The sequence below is a fragment of the Flexivirga endophytica genome (genome assembly GCF_014640635.1).
GTDB lineage: Bacteria > Actinomycetota > Actinomycetes > Actinomycetales > Dermatophilaceae > Flexivirga > Flexivirga endophytica.
This window is the reverse complement of the sequence record NZ_BMHI01000001.1, coordinates 171164-192151: the sequence shown is the minus strand read 5'-3', so window position 1 is coordinate 192151 and position 20988 is coordinate 171164. Positions and strand designations below refer to the sequence as shown.

Annotated in this window: 18 protein-coding genes; 9 read left to right on the top strand and 9 right to left on the bottom strand. The window is 67.6% G+C overall.

The features are described 5' to 3' along the window. Window position 1 precedes the first annotated feature (1 nt). Together glgB and IEX71_RS00905 are read left to right on the top strand one after the other, a co-directional pair. Window positions 2-3805, top strand: a complete 3804-nt coding sequence (gene glgB / locus IEX71_RS00910; protein ID WP_188835102.1) for a 1,4-alpha-glucan branching protein GlgB — start codon at window positions 2-4, stop codon at window positions 3803-3805. Next, window positions 3786-4430 (top strand): pyridoxine/pyridoxamine 5'-phosphate oxidase, encoded by a 645-nt coding sequence (locus tag IEX71_RS00905; protein WP_229749352.1) that lies wholly within the window; start codon window positions 3786-3788, stop codon window positions 4428-4430. The genes glgB and IEX71_RS00905 overlap by 20 nt, the downstream gene beginning before the upstream one ends. Before the next feature lie 191 nt (window positions 4431-4621). On the opposite strand, the gene IEX71_RS00900 is transcribed toward IEX71_RS00905, so the two are convergent. Both IEX71_RS00900 and IEX71_RS00895 read right to left on the bottom strand, forming a co-directional pair. After that, a complete protein-coding gene (locus IEX71_RS00900) occupies window positions 4622-5836 on the bottom strand; it encodes a S53 family peptidase (protein ID WP_188835101.1) in 1215 nt (404 codons plus the stop codon). After that, window positions 5833-6552, bottom strand: a complete 720-nt coding sequence (locus IEX71_RS00895) for a protease pro-enzyme activation domain-containing protein (RefSeq protein WP_188835100.1) — start codon at window positions 6550-6552, stop codon at window positions 5833-5835. The genes IEX71_RS00900 and IEX71_RS00895 overlap by 4 nt, the downstream gene beginning before the upstream one ends. A gap of 154 nt (window positions 6553-6706) precedes the next feature. On the opposite strand from IEX71_RS00895, the gene pgm reads away from it, so the two are divergent. Genes pgm through IEX71_RS00880 form a run of 3 tightly spaced genes read left to right on the top strand, consistent with a single transcriptional unit; the run spans window position 6707 to window position 9489 of the window. Further along, entirely contained in the window at window positions 6707-8347 is a 1641-nt protein-coding gene (gene pgm, locus IEX71_RS00890) for a phosphoglucomutase (alpha-D-glucose-1,6-bisphosphate-dependent) (RefSeq protein ID WP_188835099.1), read from the top strand. A gap of 39 nt (window positions 8348-8386) precedes the next feature. Continuing rightward, a complete protein-coding gene (locus IEX71_RS00885; protein WP_188835098.1) occupies window positions 8387-8980 on the top strand; it encodes an AAA family ATPase in 594 nt (197 codons plus the stop codon). After that, complete coding sequence (locus tag IEX71_RS00880) at window positions 8977-9489, top strand: AAA family ATPase (RefSeq protein ID WP_188835097.1); 513 nt, start codon at window positions 8977-8979, stop codon at window positions 9487-9489. Before IEX71_RS00885 ends, IEX71_RS00880 begins: the two co-directional genes overlap by 4 nt. Before the next feature lie 17 nt (window positions 9490-9506). Here IEX71_RS00880 and IEX71_RS00875 read toward each other — a convergent pair whose 3' ends face one another. Genes IEX71_RS00875 through IEX71_RS00865 form a run of 4 tightly spaced genes read right to left on the bottom strand, consistent with a single transcriptional unit; the run spans window position 9507 to window position 13634 of the window. Continuing rightward, entirely contained in the window at window positions 9507-10421 is a 915-nt protein-coding gene (locus IEX71_RS00875) for a diacylglycerol/lipid kinase family protein (RefSeq protein WP_188835096.1), read from the bottom strand. Next, on the bottom strand, window positions 10418-12070 hold the full coding sequence (locus tag IEX71_RS00870; protein WP_188835095.1) for an FAD-binding oxidoreductase: 1653 nt from the start codon (window positions 12068-12070) through the stop codon (window positions 10418-10420). The genes IEX71_RS00875 and IEX71_RS00870 overlap by 4 nt, the downstream gene beginning before the upstream one ends. 5 nt (window positions 12071-12075) lie before the next feature. Further along, on the bottom strand, window positions 12076-12762 hold the full coding sequence (locus IEX71_RS22655) for a glycerol-3-phosphate dehydrogenase C-terminal domain-containing protein (protein WP_268235897.1): 687 nt from the start codon (window positions 12760-12762) through the stop codon (window positions 12076-12078). Next, a complete protein-coding gene (locus tag IEX71_RS00865; RefSeq protein ID WP_268235896.1) occupies window positions 12738-13634 on the bottom strand; it encodes an FAD-dependent oxidoreductase in 897 nt (298 codons plus the stop codon). The genes IEX71_RS22655 and IEX71_RS00865 overlap by 25 nt, the downstream gene beginning before the upstream one ends. Window positions 13635-13700: 66 nt before the next feature. Here IEX71_RS00865 and IEX71_RS00860 point away from each other — a divergent pair, with 66 nt between their 5' ends. Then, window positions 13701-14330, top strand: a complete 630-nt coding sequence (locus tag IEX71_RS00860; protein WP_188835094.1) for a TetR/AcrR family transcriptional regulator — start codon at window positions 13701-13703, stop codon at window positions 14328-14330. 10 nt (window positions 14331-14340) lie between these two features. On the opposite strand, the gene IEX71_RS00855 is transcribed toward IEX71_RS00860, so the two are convergent. Then, window positions 14341-15579 (bottom strand): ATP-grasp domain-containing protein, encoded by a 1239-nt coding sequence (locus tag IEX71_RS00855; RefSeq protein ID WP_188835093.1) that lies wholly within the window; start codon window positions 15577-15579, stop codon window positions 14341-14343. 39 nt (window positions 15580-15618) lie between these two features. After that, a complete protein-coding gene (locus IEX71_RS00850; RefSeq protein WP_229749351.1) occupies window positions 15619-16362 on the bottom strand; it encodes an esterase family protein in 744 nt (247 codons plus the stop codon). A gap of 124 nt (window positions 16363-16486) precedes the next feature. On the opposite strand from IEX71_RS00850, the gene IEX71_RS00845 reads away from it, so the two are divergent. Both IEX71_RS00845 and IEX71_RS00840 read left to right on the top strand, forming a co-directional pair. Beyond that, on the top strand, window positions 16487-17431 hold the full coding sequence (locus IEX71_RS00845; protein ID WP_188835805.1) for an aldo/keto reductase: 945 nt from the start codon (window positions 16487-16489) through the stop codon (window positions 17429-17431). Between the two features lie 112 nt (window positions 17432-17543). Then, window positions 17544-17849 carry a hypothetical protein gene (locus IEX71_RS00840; RefSeq protein WP_188835092.1) on the top strand — a complete coding sequence of 102 codons (306 nt, stop codon included), beginning with the start codon at window positions 17544-17546 and terminating at the stop codon, window positions 17847-17849. A gap of 255 nt (window positions 17850-18104) precedes the next feature. Here the strand turns inward: IEX71_RS00840 and IEX71_RS00835 are convergent, their stop codons facing one another. Then, window positions 18105-19055, bottom strand: coding sequence for a tetratricopeptide repeat protein (locus IEX71_RS00835; protein ID WP_188835091.1), 951 nt, complete (start codon window positions 19053-19055; stop codon window positions 18105-18107). A 291-nt stretch (window positions 19056-19346) separates the two neighbouring features. Between IEX71_RS00835 and IEX71_RS00830 the strand changes: the two genes are divergently transcribed. After that, complete coding sequence (locus tag IEX71_RS00830) at window positions 19347-20972, top strand: sugar ABC transporter ATP-binding protein (RefSeq protein WP_188835090.1); 1626 nt, start codon at window positions 19347-19349, stop codon at window positions 20970-20972. Window positions 20973-20988: the final 16 nt, after the last annotated feature.

Here is a 20988-nt window from a genome sequence, read left to right as displayed (position 1 = left end):
CGTGGCGATCCTGCACTCCGGCGCGACGCTGACGCCGACGAAGCTCGAGCTGATCAGCGGCTGGATCGGCGACCGTCGCTGGTATGCCGGCAAGGGCAGCGACCCGCGACTGACCATCCTCGGCGGCTACCGCTTCGACGACCCGGCCGGTGAGGTGGGGGTCGAGGTCCAGATCGTCGCCGACGACTCCGGTCCCGTGCCGGTGGTCTATCAGGTGCCGATGACCTATCGCGGCGCACCGCTGGCCGGCGCCGACTCTGCGTTGATCGGCGAGATGGAGCACTCGGTGCTCGGTCACCGGTGGGTCTACGACGGGTGCCACGACCCGGTCTTCGTGGCGACCTTGCTGCGCACGATGATCACCGGTGGGCGGCAGGCCGAGCTGGAGACGCACGACGCGTCGGGCGCTGTCGGGCATCGCGACGCCCCGGTCACCGTGCGGGGCAGCGGTTTTCGGCATGCCACAGTGCCACGGGTCCGGACGTCCACGGTGCTGTCCGGCGAGCAGTCCAACACCTCGATCATCGTCGCGTCGGACGACGAGGAACCGTTGATCATCAAGGTCTTCCGCGTCATACATCCCGGCGACAACCCGGACGTCACGTTGCAGGCCGCGCTCAGCCAGGTCGGCAGCGAGCGCGTGCCGCAGATGATCGCGTCGTTGAGCGGCGACTGGCCGTCACCGGACGGGTCCGGCCGGATGCAGGGCCATCTCGCCTTCGCGCAGGAGTTCCTCCCCGACGTTCAGGACGCCTGGCGGGTCGCGCTCGAAGCCGCGGGCGACGACCGGTCGTTCGCGGCATCGGCCTACGCCCTGGGTGCCGCGACCGCAGAGGTCCACCATCAGTTGGCCGAGGCGATGCCGGTGGCGCCAAGCTCCCCGGAGTCGATCCGCGGATCGCTCGACGCCATGCGACGCCGCTTCGCGCTGGCTGCCGAGTCCGTCCCTGAGTTGCACGACCGGACCAGCGACTTCGACGCGCTGCTCGACGGCGCACGAGACGCCGATTGGCCTGCGCTGCAACGCATTCACGGCGATCTGCATCTCGGCCAGGCGCTCGATGTGCCCGAACGCGGGTGGATCCTGCTCGATTTCGAGGGCGAGCCGTTGCGGTCTCTGGCCGAGCGCAACGAGCCCGACGTGCCGCTTCGGGACATCGCCGGCATGCTCCGATCGTTCGACTACGCGGCGGGCTCGGTCGAGCACCGGGACGCAGTGACGGACCGCCGTGAGTGGGCGGACCAGGCTCGCACGGCGTTCCTCGACGGATACGCCGCGCAGACTGGGATCGACCTCGCGCCATACCGGCGCCTGATCGAGCTCTTCGAGATCGACAAGGCGAGTTACGAGGTCGTCTACGAGATCCGCAACCGGCCCGATTGGCTGGACATCCCACGCAGCGCGATCCTGCGACTACTGCCTACGAGGAAGAGTGACGCGATGAGCGACGACCGAGGCGAGAAGCGGGGTCCCCGCGAAGTATCGGAGCGAGGTACGAGCGGAGAACTTCGTGGGGTGCAGGACACGAACGCAGTGAGGCCCGGAGCCGAGGGCAGAGGCGCGACCGAGGGCATGAGCGACGACCGAAGTGAAGGCACCGCAGCGAGTACGGCCATTCGGACCGAGGTCGCGGACGAACTGCTCGCCGGGCGGTTCGGCGACCCACATCGCCTACTCGGCCCGCACCTCGACGGATCGCGTGCATTGGTGCGGGTTTTCCGGCCACTGGCGAGCACCGTGCAGGTGCAGCTTCCCGACGGCACCCGGGCCGACCTGCACCACGACCACGAGGGGCTGTGGAGTGGCGAACTGCCCACCGCGGAGGTGCCCGACTACCGCGTCGTGACGACGTATGACGACGGCGTCGAGCACGTCACCGACGATCCCTACCGGTTCCTGCCGACCCTCGGCGAGATCGACCTGCACCTCATCGGCGAGGGTCGCCACGAGCAGCTGTGGACCGTGCTGGGCGCACACCTGCACCGCTACGAGAGTCCGCAGGGAGACGTCGAGGGCACCTCGTTCGCGGTGTGGGCGCCGAACGCCCGCGGAGTCCGGCTGGTCGGCGACTTCAACACCTGGAGTGGCCAGGGACACCCGATGCGCCGCCTCAGCGGCGGAGTCTGGGAGCTCTTCGTCCCCGGCATCGGAGCCGGAACGCGTTACAAGTTCGACATTCTCGGACCCGATCTGATCTGGCGGGAGAAGGCGGATCCGCTTGCCCGCCAGGCGGAGACGGCTCCCGCGACCGCATCCGTGGTGACCGCCTCGACCTACGAGTGGGGTGACGGAGGGTGGCTCGAGCAACGTGCCGCGACCGCGGCGCACGAACGCCCGATGAGCGTCTACGAGGTGCACCCGATGTCCTGGCGGCAGGGCAAGTCGTGGCGCGAGCTGGCTGACGAACTCGTTTCGTACGTCACGGAACTCGGCTTCACCCATGTGGAGTTCATGCCCGTCATGGAGCATCCGTACCCGCCGTCCTGGGGTTACCACGTCACCGGTTATTACGCGACGAACTCCCGGCTCGGACACCCGGACGACTTCCGTTTCCTGGTCGACCGACTGCACCAGGCCGGCGTGGGTGTCATCCTCGACTGGGTTCCCGGGCATTTCGCCACCGACGAGTGGGCGCTGGCCCGCTTCGACGGCACGGCGCTCTACGAGCACCCCGACCCACGACGCGGCTGGCACCCCGAATGGGGTTCCTACATCTTCGATTTCGGCCGACCGCAGGTACGCAACTTCCTCGTCGCGAACGCCGTCTACTGGATGCAGGAGTTCCATGCCGACGGCCTGCGGGTCGACGGTGTGGCCTCGATGCTCTACCTCGACTACTCCCGAAACGAGGGCGAGTGGCTGCCGAACAAGCACGGTGGCCGGGAGAACCTCGAGGCCATGCAGCTGCTGCAGGAGACCAACGCCACGGCATACCGACGCATGCCCGGCACGGTCATGATCGCCGAGGAGTCGACCTCCTGGCCCGGTGTCACCAAGCCGACCAGCCAGGACGGGCTCGGCTTCGGCTTCAAGTGGAACATGGGCTGGATGCACGACACGCTGGATTACGTTGCGCAGCAACCGATCTACCGCAAATACCACCACAACAAGATGACGTTCTCGCTCGTCTACGCGTGGGACGAGCAGTTCGTGCTGCCGATCAGTCACGACGAGGTCGTCCACGGCAAGGGCTCGTTGCTGCGCAAGATGCCAGGTGATCGTTGGCAGCAGCTGGCCGGCGTCCGGACGCTGCTCGCCGACATGTGGAGCCACCCGGGCAAGCAGTTGCTCTTTATGGGTTGCGAGTTCGCCCAGGAGGCCGAATGGGCCGACGGGCGCAGTCTGGACTGGTGGCTGCTGGATCAGCCAGCGCACCTCGGCGTCGCACACCTCGTGTCGGACCTCAACCGGCTCTACACCGAGCATCCGGCACTGTGGAAGCTGGACCACGACCCGCAGGGTTTCCGGTGGATCGACGCGAACGCTGCCGACGCGAATCTCTTCTCCTACTTGCGTTTCGACACGCCCGAGCAGGATGGCGACGTCGTCGCGGCGGTGCTCAACTACAGCGGCGCGGAGGCACGCGACGTCAGGGTCGGACTCCCCCGCCCCGGTCGCTGGCTGGAGACGCTCAACACCGACGCGGAGCGGTATGGCGGCTCCAACCGCGGCAACCTCGGCGGCGTCGACGCGACGGACACGCCATACGACGACCAGCCGTGTTCCGCAGTCGTCACCGTCCCGCCGTTGTCCGCGATCTGGTTCACGCCGGAGAAACGATCCGATGACGCTGTCCGACGCTGATCGAGCGCCGGAGCGGGTCGAGCGCCGGAGCTCGTCGAGATCGAGTGCCTCGCCGGACAGCATGGTCGCCACCCTGCGCGCCATACCGTCACTGACCGGGACGGCTCCGTCGATCGAGCTCGGTCGGCTTCCGGCTGATCCACTGGAGTTGTTCCGCGAATGGTTCTACACGGCAGTCGGCCTGGAGGTGCCCGAGCCGGCTGCGATGACCCTGTCCACGATGGACGACGACGGGGTGCCGGACAGCCGCACCCTGATCCTGAAGGACGCGGGACCACGTGGGTTCGCCTTCGCCGGAACGGCGTCGTCCCGCAAGGGCCGGCAGATCGCCGCCCATCCGACGGCAGCGCTCAATCTCTGGTGGCAACCGATCCTGCGTGCCGTGCGGATCCGCGGCGAAGTCGCCCCCGCCGATGCCACCGAGTGTGAGGCGGATCTTGCGGCGCGCAGTCCGCAGGCACGTGCCGGCATCGAGCCCGGCGACTGGCGGCTGTGGTGGTTGCGACCGGCCCGAGTGGAGTTCTGGCAGGGCGCGGTCGATCGTCAACATCTGCGGGTGGTCTACACCTGGGAAGAGCGGTGGTCCCTTCGGATCAGTCGCGGCGAGACCGAGATTCGCGGCTGATCACCGGCGGGGTTGTTTCCGTTGTGCCGAGCGTGCGCCATACCGCACATCCGGCATACCCGAACCAGCACGACGCCGCGGTGTCGATACGCCCTCCTCCGCTGCGCTCCCCTGGGCTACTCAACCTGCATGCACGAGGCGCCTCCCGGTCTGACCGGGAGGCGCCTCAATTCACTTGCTGCTGAACGGAATCACTTCAGTGCGTTGATGAACTCCTTCGTCGAACTGGGCACACCGAAGCCGGTCAGGTTGTCGTACCCGCGGTCCGAGACCAGCGTCTGGTCCTGGACCTGCTGGGAGTTGATGCCGACCGTGGCGACGGTGCCGGAGGTCTTGTACTCGAAGCCGTGCCGCAGGGCGTTGCCCTTGACGTCGGTCAGGCCGGCGTGGCCCTTGGCGTAGATCGCCGGGTTCAGGAATCCGACGCGCTTGCCGGCCAGCGCGAGCGTGCCCGCGGTCCAGGGTGAGGACCAGCTCGTGCCGCCGATCTTCTCCAGGGAGAAGTTGTTGCCGGCGTCGCCGTCGTGGTAGCCGATCAGATATCCGGTGTAGGGATCGCCGGCGCCGGCCATGTCCGGGTAGGCACGGTGCGGGTCGACTCCGGTGAATCGGGTTGGTACCACGCCCTTCTGGTAGTAGGGCTCCTCGTGGTACTTGCTGACGCCACCACCACCGCCATACCGGTACTGCCAGCCGCTCCAGGCGTCGTCCTGCCGCAGGTTGTAGGAGGTGTTCCAGGCCTGCTCGAACTGCACCTTCGAACCCTTGGCGTTGGCCGTCGCCAGCGAGGTGCCGCCGACCGCGGTGACCCACGGGTTCGCCGCCGGGTAGTCCGGCGACGGTGCGGTCGTCTGCTGGTCGCCGTTGGTGTTGTCGCCGTAGTCACCGGAGGAGAACAGCACCGAGATCCCCTGCGCGGCCGCCTGCATGAAGATGGCCGAATAGGCGTCGTTGGTGGCGGGGTCGTCCACCTCGCTGCCGCCCCACGAGTTGGTGAACGAGTCGACCTTGTTGTCGTCGATCAGCTTGTGCATCGAGGTCATCAGCGCGTCGTCGAAGGGACGCGAAGCCGCCGAGTAGACGATGCTCGCGTCAGGTGCGGCGCCGTGGATCGACTGCACGTCCAGGGCCTGCTCGCCGTTGACACCGCCGGACCCCTGGTCGTCGCAGTAGAGCGGGTCGTAGCCGCCGTCGGGCTCGATGACCGTCAGCTGGTTCTTCTTCAACAGCTGGAAGCCGAGGTTCTTGGCCCACGTGTTCGTGTCGGCCTCGATGCGAGGGTCGTTGCACCACAACGTGATTCCGACCGTCATACCCTTGCCGGTGTTCTTGGCCGTCATACCGCGTGCCGCCCGCATCTGCTGCGGGGTGTAACCGCACAGGCTGCCGGGCTGGGTGCCCTTCAACGGCTGCGCCGCCTTCGGGACAGGGGCAGGTGGTATTGGCCGTAGTAGGACGAGCACGCGTCACTCGCACCGGACTTCGCGTTCGGCTTGGCCCCGAGCGAGGACAGTGTTCGCGCGGTCTTGTGCTGGGCCGAGGCCTCGTTGGTGCGCACATTGGTGGTGTGCAGGACCCGTGAGTGGTCCAGGCCGACCACGCCGCTCACGACCCCCGCGACGCTGCTGGGCATCGTCACCGCCTTCGCCGGCGCCGAGAAGGTGCGACCGTTCTTGGTGTAGGTGTGCATGGAGGTGCCGAAGGCCTTGTTGACCGCGGCGACCGATCCGCTCACCTCGACGTAGCTGCGGCTCTTGGAGACGGCGCCGGTCTTCAGCCCCTGGCTGCGCAGCCAGGTGACGGCCTTCTGGACGTCGGACTTCGACGCGGCATAACGCTTGGTGAACTGGGACGGCGACAGGTACTTGCCGTGCTGCGGGTTGCTGGGATCCGAGACCGCACGCACGAAGGACTCGGCTCCGGCCTGATCACGCAGTTTGAACGTGACGATGAAATGTTCGGTGGTAGCTGTCGACGCGGCACCGAGGGATCGCCCCGGTGACTGAACGCTGTGTGCCACGACCTTGCGATGGGTGTTGGTGTTGCCGGACGCGAAGGCGGGACCCCCGATGGCTCCTGCGGCAAGGGTGACGGCGCCGAGAAGAGCGATGTGTGAACGCATATAGCTTCCCTTCATAAAACGTGGATGTTTCGAAGCTAGCCATGTCCATCGCCCCGTGGGGAGATGGCGATCAACCACTTGTCCGGCAACAGCGAGACGCCCGCTGTATGGCGCAGCGATGCCACGACGCTCCGTCTCATGGCAAGGTGGAGCAATGAGCGACACGCGAGCCGGACAACCTGCTGCTGCGAGCGACCTGGTCGACGTCCCGCATCTGGTCACCAGTTACTACGAGATCGAGCCGGATCCCGAAAACGTCGACCAACAAGTGGTTTTCGGCACGTCCGGGCACCGCGGCTCGTCGCTGAAGGGCGCGTTCAACCAGGCGCACATCCTGGCCACGACACAGGCGATCGTCGACTACCGCCGCGATCAGGGGTATGACGGCCCGCTCTTCATCGGCCGCGACACCCACGGGCTGTCCGAACCGGCCTGGGCCTCGGCGCTCGAGGTGCTCGCCGCCAATGACGTGCAGGTGCTGGTGGACTCCGGGGACGGCTACACCCCGACTCCCGCCGTCTCGCACGCGATCCTGCGCGCGAACGCGGGCCGCACGAGCGGCTCCGGACTGGCGGACGGCATCGTCGTGACGCCATCGCACAACCCGCCGGCCGACGGTGGATTCAAGTACAACCCGCCACACGGCGGTCCCGCGGACAGCGATGCCACCAAGGTCATCGCCCAGGCCGCCAACGACTACCTGCGCGCCGGCCTCGACGGTGTCGCGCGAGTGCCGTTCGGTCGGGCCCGGGCGACGGCCGGGGCCTACGACTTCATGGCGACGTATGTCGAAGACCTACCGAACCTCGTCGACCTCGACGCGATCAAGTCGGCCGGGGTCCGCATCGGTGCCGACCCGCTCGGCGGTGCGTCCGTCGCCTACTGGGGAGCTGTCGCGGACCGCTTCGGCATCGACCTGACAGTGGTCAATCCGCTGGTGGATCCGACCTGGCGTTTCATGACCCTGGACTGGGACGAGAAGATCCGGATGGACTGCTCGTCGCCATACGCGATGGCGTCGCTGATCGACAAGCGCGACGCCTTCGACATCGCCACCGGCAACGACGCGGACTCCGACCGGCACGGCATCGTCACGCCGGACGGCGGGCTGATGAACCCCAATCACTATCTCGCAGTGGCGATCCAATACCTGTATGGCGGGGCCCGCCCCGGCTGGTCCTCCGACCGTGTCGGCAAGACGCTCGTCTCGTCGTCGATGATCGACCGGGTCGTCGCCTCTCTCGGTGCCGAGTTGTGGGAGGTCCCCGTCGGCTTCAAGTGGTTCGTGCCCGGATTGCTCGACGGCAGTGTGGGCTTCGGCGGAGAGGAGTCGGCCGGTGCATCCTTCCTGCGCACCGACGGATCCGTCTGGACCACCGACAAGGACGGCATCGCGTTGGCGCTGCTCGCGTCCGAGATCCTCGCCCGCACCGATCAGACGCCGAGCCAGCACTACGCGAGACTCGTTGCGACCCATGGAGATCCGACATACGCACGCATCGACGCGCCGGCGACTCGCGAGCAGAAGGCCAAGCTGGGCGCCCTCTCCCCCGACGACGTGAAGTCCACCTCGCTGGCCGGGCAGTCGATCACCGCGAAGCTGACTCGCGCACCGGGCAACGACGCTCCCGTGGGCGGCCTGAAGGTGACGACCGAGGATGCGTGGTTCGCTGCCCGTCCGTCCGGCACCGAGGACGTCTACAAGATCTACGCCGAGTCGTTCCGCGGTGCCGAGCACCTTGCCGAGGTGCAGTCGGAGGCCAAGGAGATCGTGTCCGCGGCACTCGACGGATAGCCGTTGCCCCGTCGGCGAATACGGCTATAACGTGACGCGATGACCTCGATGACCACCCCTGGGCGGCTCTTCGTGATCTCTGGCGCCCAGGCTGCCGGAAAGTCGACGGTGGGACGCGCCCTGGCCGACCGGCTGGCCAGAGCGGTCTTCATCGACGGCGATGCCATCGGCGACTTCGTCGTCACCGACCGCTCCCCGATGACCGACCCACCGACGGTCGCCGCTGTCGAGCAACTCTTTCTCCGCTACGCCGGCGCGCTCACCGTGGCCGACGTCTACCGCTCGGCGGGCTTCGACGCGGTCGTCGCCGACAACATCTTCGGCACCTTCATGGACGACTTCCTGGTCATCGCGGCACCGGAGCCGGTGCACTTCGTGATGCTGACGCCGGACGCGGATACCATTCGGGCACGCGAGTACGCCCGTGGCAAGAATGCCTACCGCGACGGCTTCACGGTCGAGGGCTTGGTGAAGTCCGTGGAGCACGGCACGCGGCGGGTCGGACTGTGGATTGACAACACGGATCTCACTGTGGCCCAGACGGTTTCGCATATCCTGGCCTGCGCCGAGGACGCTCTCGTCGACACCGAGGACTTCGACGTCCCCGACGACACGACACCCGGCGCCCAGTGAGTCAACGCGTCGGGTCACCCGACACCCGGCTCGTGGTGCTGCGCGGGAACTCCCGAGCGGGCAAGTCCAGCCTCGCAATGGCACTGCGCGAACGGCCGATGTCCGTGGTCGGCCAGGACCACGTGCGACGCATCATGCTGAAGGACCGTGACAAGCTCGAACTCACGGCGGCCGTCGAGCTGATCGACCTCAACGTCCGCTTCTGCCTGGACCATGGCAAGGACGTTGTCCTGGAAGGCATCCTCTGGTCGCGGAAGTATGGCGAGATGATCCGGCAGCTCCTGGCCGACCACCACGGTCGCAACCTCGTCTACTACCTGCGGGTGGACCTCGACGAGACCATCGCTCGGCACGCCGCGAGCCCGGACGCCGACGACTGGACCGCCGACCACATGCGCGCCTGGTGGACCGGGGACGACCCTCTCGGCATACCGGGCGAGCATGTGTTGGACGCGAATCTCCCTGCGGACCAGCTGCTTTCGCGTATCCGCGCTGACCTCGGAGACTGAACCCTCCTGATCAGCTCCTACTTCGCCCGATGGGCGCCCTGAGCAGGCACCCGGACCTTCAGCACGCCGGGACGGATGCGCAGCGTCGCCGGTGTGTGCGCGACCGCGTCACCGTCGGCGAAGATCTCGACCCGTTCAGCGCCTTCGGCCGTGTCGATGTGCACCTCCCGAGCGTGGCTGAAGCCGATGTCCGGGTGCAGGTTGTGCTTGCCGAGGTTGAACGGCACCAGCTCCAGTCCGAGCTTCGGCAGGAACACGTCACGCAGCAGCACGACGTCGATCAGGCCGTCGTCGACCTCGGCCTCCGGCGACAGCTTGAGGCCACCGCCGTAGCGACCCGAATTGGCGAATCCTGCTGAATAGCCACGGAACTCCGTGCGTTCGCCGTCGATCGTGAGCACCAGGTTGATGCGACACGGCTGCAGGATCGCACGCGCGACGCCATACGTGTAGACCCAGTGACCCTTGATCCGCTGCGCGGAGTCGGCGTAGTGCTGCACGGCGGAGTCCAGCCCCATGCTCACGTTGCCGACGCAGATGCGGCCGTCGAGGTCGAGGACGTCGATCGTGCGGTCCTGCCCGTTCGCGATGATCGCCGCGGCCTCGGCGATGTCTTTCGGGATGCCGAGCTTGCCGATGAAGTCGTTGCCGCGACCTCCTGCGACGATGCCGAGCGCGGACTCGGTGCCCGCGAGTCCGGCCGCCACGGCGCGCACCATGCCGTCACCGCCGAGCGAGACGACGACAGGGACGCCGTCCGCGGCGAACCCGGCGGCGAGCTCGGTGGCGTGTGCTTCGCTCGTGCTCTCGACGACTTCGGCGCTCAGTCCGTTCGCGTCGAATGCGGTGCGCAACGTTTCGACCCGCTCGAGCACGGCCCCGTTGCGAGCTGACGGGTTGAGGATGACGGGGACCGACGACGTGGTGCTCACAGCTCCTCCGGACCGTTCATCAGCTTGCCGGGATTCATGATCCCGGCCGGGTCGACCTCGGCCTTGGCAGCACGCAGCATGCGCGGCCACAGCTCGCCGGTCTCCTTCGGCAGCCAGGGCGCGTGGTCCGCGCCGCAACCGTGGTGATGGGTGATCGTGCCGCCGCCGGCCATCATCGCGTCGCCGGCCGCCGTCTTCAGCGCGCGCCACTGATCCATCTCGGCGCCCGCCTCCTGACGTGCGAAAACCGTGTAATAGAGCGAGCATCCGGCCGTGTAGAGGTGCGAGATGTGACAGAGCACGAAGCCCGGGGTGCCGCGCTCGAGCAGCGCTGCTTCCATGTCGCGACGGATGGAGTCGTGCAAATCCTGCACCTCGCTCCACGGCGCCGAGGTCTCCATCGTGTCCACGAGCACACCGTGGGTGAGCAACTGATCACGCAGGTATGGCGTGGAGAAGCGGTGCTTCTCCCACATGGTCTCGGGTGCGCCGCCGATGCTGACGCCGCCCAGTTCCTTGGCGATGGCACGGCCGGCGGACTTGCGGGCCTTGGCATCGGACGCCTTGCCGTCATACCGCAGCACCATCAGGCAGGGCGTCTTGATGCCGCGGACCCGCAGGTAGGCGAGCAGCCCCTTGCGCTGCAGCTCGCTGCCGAGCTGGGCCAAGCCGAAGGCCGTCTCGTTGACGTCCGACAGCCGGGCGATGTCCGGGCGCAGGCCCTCCTGCTCCAGACGGCGGATGGCCGCCGCACCGGAGGCGAAGTCGGGGAAGAACCACGCGTCCGGGACCGTCGCCTCCGGTTGGCGCTTGATCCGCAGGGTGGCCTCGGTGATGATGCCCAGCGTGCCCTCGCTGCCCACGAACACCTGCCGGGGGTTGGGGCCGGCCGCGGTCGCCGGGGTGGTGCGTAATTCGACGACGCCGGTCGGCGTGGAGCAGCGCAGACCGAAGACGTTCTCGTCGATGCGGCCGTAACCGGTCGATTGCTGACCGGCCGAACGTGTCGCGACCCAGCCGCCGACGGTGCTGAACTCGAACGACTGCGGAAAGTGACCGAGCGTGAATCCCTTTTCCTGCAAGTCACTCTCGAGGTCGGGTCCGAACACACCGGCCTCGACGGTCGCCGTCAGCGACTCCTCGTCGATGGAGACGATGCGGTCGAGACGAGCCAGGCTGATGCACACGCAGCTCTCGAAACCACCACGGAAGGCGTCGACGCCGCCCACCACGCTGGTGCCGCCGCCGAACGGCACGACGGCGATGCGCTCCTCGTGGCAGATCGCGAGCAGTCGGTCGACGTCCTGCGACGACGCCGGGTAGAGCACCGCGTCGGGTGCGTAGGGCAGGTCGCCGCCACGCAACCGGAGCAGGTCGGGATAACTACGTCCCGCGGCGTGCGAGACCCGCGTGGCGCGGTCCTCGCGGATGTGGTCCGCTGCGACGACGGCCGCCAACTTCTCGCGCGCAGCGTCGGGCAGCGTGCTCGTGGGCAACTGCACCGCATCGAGCTCGATGGGCGGGTTGTCGACGCCGTCCGGCCAACCGCAGGCCTCGGTCAACATCGCGCGGGCACCGGGCTTCACCGGACCGTCGTTGCCGTCCTCACCCCAACCCCACCAGCGCATCCTGGGTCGCGTGTTGTCCATGGTGGTCATCCTTCTTCCTGGTCGATGTCGATGAGCTCGGGGGCGTGCCGCCGAACGGCAGCAACGAGGTCGTCCCTGTCTTCGTCCACGAGGCCCCACCGGGTGCGGCGGTCGACGACATCGCTCACCGTCACTGCGAGTTCATGATCAACGGCAAACCGAATCTCCGCACCGGTCAACGGGATTCCGTCGCGGACCGGCCGGTCGAGGGTGCCGCCGGTCGCGCCGTATGACGCAACGGTCGTCGCGTCCGTGCCATAGCGCGCGATCCACTGCTCGGGCAGGCCCGGCCCTGTGGTGCCCGCTCCCACCAGCGACAGATGCGCCGTACGGCAGGGGCCGGCGCTGAGGCCGCCCGCGTCGACAGCGGCGTCGACGGCGTCCTGCGCCATCCGTCGGTAGGCAGTGAGCTTGCCGCCGACGATGGTCAACGCACCGGTGCGTGCATCGCGGATCAACGCGTGCTTGCGGGAAAGGTCGGCGCTCGAGCCGCCGTCGCCCTTCAGCAGGGGGCGGAACCCGGCGTAGCTGCCCACCACGTCGTCCGGTGTCAGCGGCTGCTCCAGCACGGCGTTGAGGGTGTCGAGCAGGAAGGTCTGTTCCCCCTCATCGGGACGCGCGCGGTCGGGTATGGCGCCGGTGTGCGGATCGTCGGTGAGTCCGATCATCACCAGGTCGTCGTGCCACGGCACCGCGAAGACGAACCTGCCGAAGTGGCCGGGGACGGGGGCCGTGACAGCGGCCCCCGCGGGTGGCTCAGCCGCTCGGCACGGACCAGCAGGTGCGAGCCCTTGCTCGGCGCGAGCTGGACCCGCTCGGACAACTCGTCGGCCCAGACCCCGGCTGCGTTCACGACCTGTGTGGCACGGATCGTGTGCCGGTCACCGGTGAGTTCGTCCGTCACCTCGACGCGGCCGGATTCCACCGCGGTCGCCGCCGCGTAGGTGATGATGCGGGCGCCGTACGAGGCCGCCGTCCGAGCGATCGTGACGACGAGTCGGGCGTCGTCGATGAGCTGGCCGTCCCAACTGAGCAGTCCGCCGCGCAGGCCGTGCGAGGTGGTGGCGGGCGCCATCCGGCGGACGAGGCTCTGCGAGATCCGGCTGGGGTGCGGCAACAGGGAGGCCCGCGTGCGAGCCGCCATACGCAACACGTCGCCCGCGGCGAAACCGGCGCCGAGCAGTGCGGTGTCCCGATGACTGACGCCACGGTGCAGCGGCAGGATCATCGGCATCGGCCGGACCAGGTGCGGTGCGATGTCGGTCATCAGGTGACCGCGCTCGACGGCTGACTCCCAGGCGATCGGGACGTCCAGCTTGGCCAGGTAGCGCAGTCCACCATGTGCGAGTTTGGAGCTCCAGCGGCTGGTGCCGAAGGCCAGGTCGTGACGTTCGACGAGGGCGACACTCAACCCACGGGTCGCGGCATCGAGCGCGATGCCGACTCCGGTGACACCGCCACCGATCACGAGCAGATCGACCCCGTCACCGGAGGACAGCTCGGCGAGTTCACGAGCCCGGCGGCCGGCGTTCAAGGCCGTGTCGCCGGAGATGGAGGAAACCATGTCGTCCTTTCTGGTACGAAGCCGTACCAGTTTGCGATGTGCCCTCGAAGTTGTCAAGATCCCTTCATGAGCAACACCTCGAAGAGCGAGCGGGCACGCCCGTATGCCGGCGAGAGCCGAGCGACCCGCGAGGCCGCGCGGCGCGAGCGGCTGATCGCGGCGGCGATCTCGGTCTTCGGCACCACCGGTTACCGCGATGCGACCGTCGGCGGGGTGTGCGAGGTCGCCGGCCTCAACAAGCGCTACTTCTACGAATCGTTCGCGACCCTCGAGGACCTGCTCTGCGCGGTCTACGAAGTGGTCGTGGCCGACCTGCGGCGCGCGGTGCTCGCGGCCGAGGGAAATGACCCCGTGACGGTGGTGCGCGGCTTCATCGACGGATTCCTGCGCTGGGTGCAGGACAACCCGGTGGAGTCACGTGTCCACCTCTTCGAGGTGCTGGGCGTCAGTGCTCGGGTGGACGAGCTCTACCGCGGACACGCGCGTTCGGTGGGTGACGAGCTCTGCGATCGGCTGGTCCCGACGATTCCCGGCCTCGAGCCGACCCCGGGGCAACGCCGCTTCGTCGGGGACGCGCTGGTGGGTGCCGGCATACAGATCGCCGTGGACTGGGTGCTCAGCGAGCAGCAACCCCCGCGCGAGGAGCTCCTCGCCGAGCTCGACGGCGTGCTCGGCTCCCTGCTGCAGCTGCTGTAGCCGACCGCGATCAGCCGAGCAGCTTCTCCTCGTCCTTGGCCCACAGCCCGGTCAGGCCGCGGAAGTGTCCGAGGAAGCGCTCGTGCTCGTGCTCGGGATAGGTCGACTTGACCGTCTCGACCAGGAGCCGGTCGAAGTCGTCGGACAGCACCCAGTCCAGCACCATCTCGTCGACGTCGGCGAGGGATGAGTCCACGAACTCGCGATAGCGCTCCGTCTCGAAGTATTTGTCCGAGAGACGTTGATATGCACCAAGTTTCGCTTGGTAGTCGTCGCCTCGGTCGGCGATCTCGAACCACGGATCCGGGTCGACCTGGGTGTAGCCCTTCCGTCCCGTGACAACGCAGAAGATCGACCACTTCAGCAGCGATTTGATCGCCCACGGGAAGTAGTAGTGCAGCGATGTCACGGCGACGTCCGGACAGGCGTTGGCGTAGTCGATCGGATAGACGACTCCGTCCTTGACCAACATCTCGCAACTGTTGAACTCCCACCGGAAGAAGGCATTGACCGTCTGCGCGATCGTGTGCGTCTCGGCGCCGATATCGGGTGTGAGGAAGTCGTAGGCGACCTCGTATCGGTTGTGCATCGGCTCGTCAGGCCGGAACTTCATCACCATCGTCTCGGGGCCGATCGTGAGCGCCCGCGCGAAGACCTCGAAACCGTCGACCGCGCGCTGCAGGTGCATCAGCATCTCGCCCGATTCGTCATAGCTGCGCTGCAGATCCGCCTCGTCGCGGATCATCGAGACGCCCCGCCACGCACCGCCGTCGAAGGGCTTCATGAACATCGGATAGCCCAGCTCGGCCGCCACCGAAGGCAGGTCGAACGACCGGTTGTACTTCGACGACGTGTAGGCCCAGCGCACGTTATCGATCGGGTTCTTGTAGGGCACGAGCACGGTTTCGGGGACATTCATCCCCAGCCGCATCAATGCGCAGTATGCCGAGTGCTTCTCCATCGACTGGAAGGTGAACGGGCTGTTGAGCAGGTAGACGTCGTCCATCAGCGCGGCCTTCTTGAGCCACTCGCGCGGGTGGTAGTACCAGTGCGCCAGGCGGTCGATGACCAGGTCGGTCTTCGGTTTGTCGCGCAGGTTGAAGGGCTCGATCGTCATACGTTCGGTGCGTATGTCGTGTCGGGAACCGTCCGGTGCCGTGACCGGACCGACCCGGCGGATGAGCTCCTCGAACGCGCGCGGCCAGTCCTCCTCGGCACCCAGCAGCAGGCCGATCAAGTGCTCGGTCATCGTGCGCTCCGTTCCCTCGCGATGTGGTGGTTGATGCCGTCAGCAGAACCGCGGCAGATGGTGGGCGAGTTGCTTCTGCCACCACGGCCAGTCGTGTGCACTGTCATGTCCCCACACGTCCAGCTGATGCGGAATGCCCTTCTCCGACAACAGGTTTGCGAAGGCGGTCGTCGAAGGGAGTGCTTGCGTCGGCGACACCTCGAACGGCCCTTCCCCCACGACGAGGAGCACGCTGGCGGTGTCGCGCAACCAATCGAGGTGGTCGCCGTGCATGCCGGCGACATACGCCATCGGATTGGCGAAGTAGGTGGCGTCACCGTGCTCGCCGTGCCCGTGCCACGACGTGACGTCGTAGCTGCCGGACATGCCGATCGCGAGCGGTGCCCGATGCGCATGCGTGAGCGTGAAGTTGACCGCGTGATAGGCGCCCATCGAGACGCCCAGGGTGATCAGCGGTCGCTCGCCGCCGACCTGCTCCGCGATCCAGGGCAACGCGGCACTCTCCAGCCAGCGCGTGTAGCCGTGGTGCCGGCTCGCGCGCTCCTCGGTGGTCGCGGCGTTGTCCGACCAGGTCCACCGGTCGGCCGAGTCCACGCAGAAGAAGGAGACGCGTCCAGCATCGACGAGGTCCTGCACCGCCTCGACCATGCCGTTGCTCTCGAAGTCCTCGGCGCTGCCCGCCTCGCTGGGGAAGACGAGCACCGGGCGGCCCCAGTGGCCGTGCCGGATGACGCCCAGCGACAGGTCCGTCCCGGGCATCGGCAACTCGACGCGTTCACCCACCCGCTCATCCTGACGCACGTGCGGCGAAGTGCAAGGGATTCGACGGATCGAGTTTGCGGGATGGGTGATTCACACCGAGCGCGTCGACGCCGACGCGCATGGCCGTAGGCTCGATCGCGTGACGATGGATTACCGCCCGCTGGGCGACTCAGGACTGATGGTCAGCGCGGTCGGCATCGGCTGCAACGCGTTCGGGCGACGGGTGGACGCGGCGGGGGTGAGCGCCATACTCGACGCCGCGCAGGACGTCGGCGTCACCCTGCTCGACACCGCTGACACGTATGGCGGCAACGGCGCCAGCGAGGAACTGCTCGGTGCCGCCCTCCGGGGACGTCGCGAAAACTTCGTGTTGGCAACGAAATTCGGCATGGACACCGGTGGGCTCAACGGTCTCGATCACGGCGTGCGCGGCTCCCGTCGCTACATCCGACGCGCGGTCGAGGGCTCGCTGCGCCGACTGCAGACCGACTACATCGACCTCTACCAACTGCACGCGCCGGACGACGTCACGCCGATCGAGGAGACCCTGTCGGCCCTGACCGATCTGGTCCAGGAGGGCAAGGTCGGCTACGTCGGCTGCTCGAACGTCGCCGGCTGGCAGATCGCGGACGCGGACTGGGCCGCACGCACCGTCGGACTCGAGCGCTTCGTGTCGGTCCAGAACCGATACTCGTTGCTCGACCGGTCGATCGAGGACGAGGTCGTGCCGGCCGCCGAGACCTTCGGCCTGGGCGTCCTGCCGTTCTTCCCACTCGAATACGGCCTGCTCACCGGCAAGTACCGCCGCGGCCAGGAGCCGCCGGCCGGATCACGGGCGACCTCCGGACCGGCGCCGTGGTTGGCGAACGCGGACTGGGACCGGATCGAGGCGCTCAAGGCGTATGCCGCCGAGCGCGACCTCTCGGTGCTCGACGTCGCGATCGCCGGACTGGCGGCGCAGCCTGCCGTCGCGTCGGTCATCTCCGGCGCGACGTCGGGCGAGCAGGTCCGCACCAACGCGGCGGCCCTGCGCTGGAAGCCGACCGCGGACGATCTCGCCATACTCGACGAACTCACCCGCGCCGATTGACGGCTTCTTCGCCGAGTGACGGCCGGATAGGAACGTCAGTCGGCGAGGGAGCCGTCCTTCGGCATGAAGGGCGCCAGCGGAGCGGCGCGACCGAGTTGCGTAATCTCGCGTCATGCCGTGGACGACGACGTATGAGTTCGGCGAAGACTTCGAAGATCTCCGTCGCGATCGGAAACGAGCGTCCGCATTTGAGCAGGAACTGGTCCGGGAAGTGTCAGCGGGCCATCCGCTGCATGGGCGCTCGTGGACGGTGATCGCACTGGCATTCGCGCAGGACGAGGTGGTCGTGGAGTCCGACGACGAGGTGGCGCTCGTGCACCTCACCTGGCGTCGAGGGCCCGAGCCGTTGCCTTGGCCCTCGACGGAGTTCTTCACGTCAGCCAAGGAATTCGGCGCCGCGACGACTGACCGTTACTAGCGATCGACGTACCGGATTGGCGAGGCTCGGCCTTCGATCGGCATACGAGCATCCTGCGACCACTGCCGCCGAGTGACGGCTTCTTCGCCGAATGACGGCCCGATATGACCGTCATTCGGCGAGGGAGCCGTCATTCAGCATGAAGGATGGCCGCACGAAACGAGGCCGCGTGGCGACGACCAGCAGGTCCGGCGTGCGCGAGCGAGCCTGCGAGCCGCGCCGTTGGGGCTGTTGTGAGGAGCCGCGCGAAAGGATTCAGTACAGCGCGGACATGAGGGCGGTGCGGGCCTTCTTGACGCGCTCGTCGGTGGGACCGACGACGTCGAAGAGCTGCACGAGGTGCTCGCGGGCCGCGTTGCGTTCGTCGCCGACTGTCGCCTTGACCAAGTCGATCAGCCGGGCGAACGCGTCCTCGATGTGCCCACCCAGCACGTCCAGGTCCGCAACCAGGGTCTGCTTCTCGACGTCGGTCGGCGCCGCGGCCGCCGCTTCGCGTGCGGTGTTGAGGTCGACTCCGGAAGTGCGCTTGAGCAGACCAACCTGGCCGAGACCGAGGCGGGCCTCGTCGTCGGCCGGGTTGTCCTTCAGTGCCTGCTCGTATGCCGCGGTCGCCGCGTCGAAGTCGCCCTGCTCGATGGCGTCGAACGCCCGCTGGTGGATCTCCGGCAGCTCCGGCTCCGCGTCCTCCGCCGTGTCCTCGTCGCTCGCTGGGGCGGCCTCGAGCCGCCCGGTCACACCGTTGGCCGCCGCGGCCTCGAGCACCTTGTCGAGCACCTGGCGGATGGCGTCGGCGGGCTGATCGCCGACATACAGCGGCACCGGCTGACCGGCGAGTATGGCGAGCACCATCGGCACCTGCTGGACCTGCAGCGCCTGGCGGATCTGCAGCGACACGTCGATGTCGACCGTCGCCAGCTGCATCCGGCCGGCGTAGGACCGCACCTCTTGGGCGAGGGCGTCGATGTGACTCTTGGTGTCCGGACGGCTACCGGACCAGAGCGCGACGATGACCGGGACCTGTGCCGAGGTCTGCATGGCGTCGGCGAACGTGGCGTCGTCGACCGCGATCACCAGGTTGTCATTGGCATCGGACTCGCCGGTGACGGAGCTCGGCCCGAACGTCGGCCTGGCGGACGCCGGGCGCGCGAGGGCGGACAGGTCGACGGCACCGCGCAGCGACGCCGGGGTGATGGGCTGGTCAGTCATTCGTCCATTGTTACTTACCCCTCATGTGCCCGCCACGCGCGCCGCCCCCTTCGCCGCCTCGGTCGGCCCGCCACCAGCGCCGACCCGACGGATCGCCCGTCGCCGTCATCCCCACAACGCAAGTGCACGTGCCAGCATGGATAAGAAATCGTTTTCTCACCTGTTGAACAGATCCGCCGCACGGGCCCATCCATCGGATGTGTCTCGGTAGCATGCGGCGCAGGTCACATCAGGTCACGCGCAGCGAGACCGCCACAACAGCACCTGTCCTCGACACCCGCTGGAGATTCGATGAGCACACAGGACGCGCATGCCGAACGCCCCGCGAATCGTCGGAGCGAGGGGGCGGTGTCCCCGCGAAGCATCCGGGGGAGCGCAGCGGAGGAGGAACTTCGTGGGGTGCAGCTGCTCGCCATGTCCGGCATCACCAAGACCTTCCCCGGCGTGCGGGCGCTGGACGGCATGCACCTCGACTTGCGACGCGGCGAGGTGTTGTCCCTGGTCGGCGAGAACGGCGCCGGCAAGTCGACCCTGATGAAGGTGCTCTCCGGCGTCTACCAGCCCGACGATGGCGAGCTGCGAATCGATGGAACACCAATGCGATTCGCGAATCCGAAGGAGGCTCAGCAGGCAGGCATCGGCATCATCTTCCAGGAATTCAACCTGATGCCGGACCTGACCGTCGCGCAGAACATCTTCATCGGACGCGAGCAGCCGCAGGGGCGCTTCCTGCTGCGCCCGCGCATCCTCGAGCAGCGAGCGGCAGACCTGTTGGACCGCTTGCAGCTACCCCTGGATCCGCACACCCTCGTCGGACGACTCTCGGTCGCCGGTCAGCAGATGGTCGAGATCGCCAAAGCCCTGTCGCTCGATGCTCGGGTGTTGATCATGGACGAGCCGACCGCCGCCCTGAACGACGCGGAAGTCGCCACTTTGCACGAATTGATCCGACGTTTCGTCACCGACGAGACCGGGGTCATCTACATCTCGCACAAGATGGACGAGCTCAAGGCCATCTCCGAGCGCATCACCGTCATCCGGGACGGGCAGTTCATCCGCACCCTCGACGCCGCCGACACGACGATGCGCGAGGTCATCTCGTTGATGGTCGGACGCGACCGCGAGCCGGCCCAGCACGCTCGCGCGGACACCCCCGCCGAGGACGCGCCGATTGCCTTGCAGGTGCGCGGCGTGGAGACCCCGAAACTGTTGCGCGACATCAACTTCGAGGTCCGGACCGGTGAGATCGTCGGATTCGCGGGACTGATGGGTGCCGGCCGCACCGAGGTCGCGCGTGCGGTCGTCGGCGCGGACCGTCGCACCGCCGGCGTGATCAGCGTGCACGGCAAGGACGTCACACCGCGCAATCCCGCACAGGCCGGCGCGGCGGGTATCGGCTATCTGTCCGAGGACCGCAAAGGCCTCGGCCTGCTGCTGCAACAGACCGTCACCCAGAACATCGCCCTCCCCTCGATGGGGTCCAGGTTCTCCCGCGGCGGATTCGTCAACGACCGACCGGCCGCCGCGGACGCCCGCCGGTTGGTGGACGAGCTGCGGATCAAGACGCCGTCGGTGCGCGCGATGGTCGGCAACCTCTCCGGCGGCAACCAGCAGAAGGTCGTCATCGCCAAGTGGCTGCTGAAGGACTGCGACGTGCTCATCTTCGACGAGCCGACACGAGGCATCGATGTCGGAGCCAAGGAGGAGATCTACGCGTTGATCGGCCGCCTCGCGGCCGAGGGCAAGGCCATCGTGGTGATCTCCTCCGAGTTGCCCGAGGTGCTGCGACTCAGTCACCGCGTCGTCGTCATGGCGCAGGGACGCATCACCGGAGAACTCACTGCGCAGGACGCCACGCCGGAGTCGGTGATGCACCTTGCGACCACCGAGACACCGGCACCCACCGCCACCGTGTGACAGCGCGAACTCACCT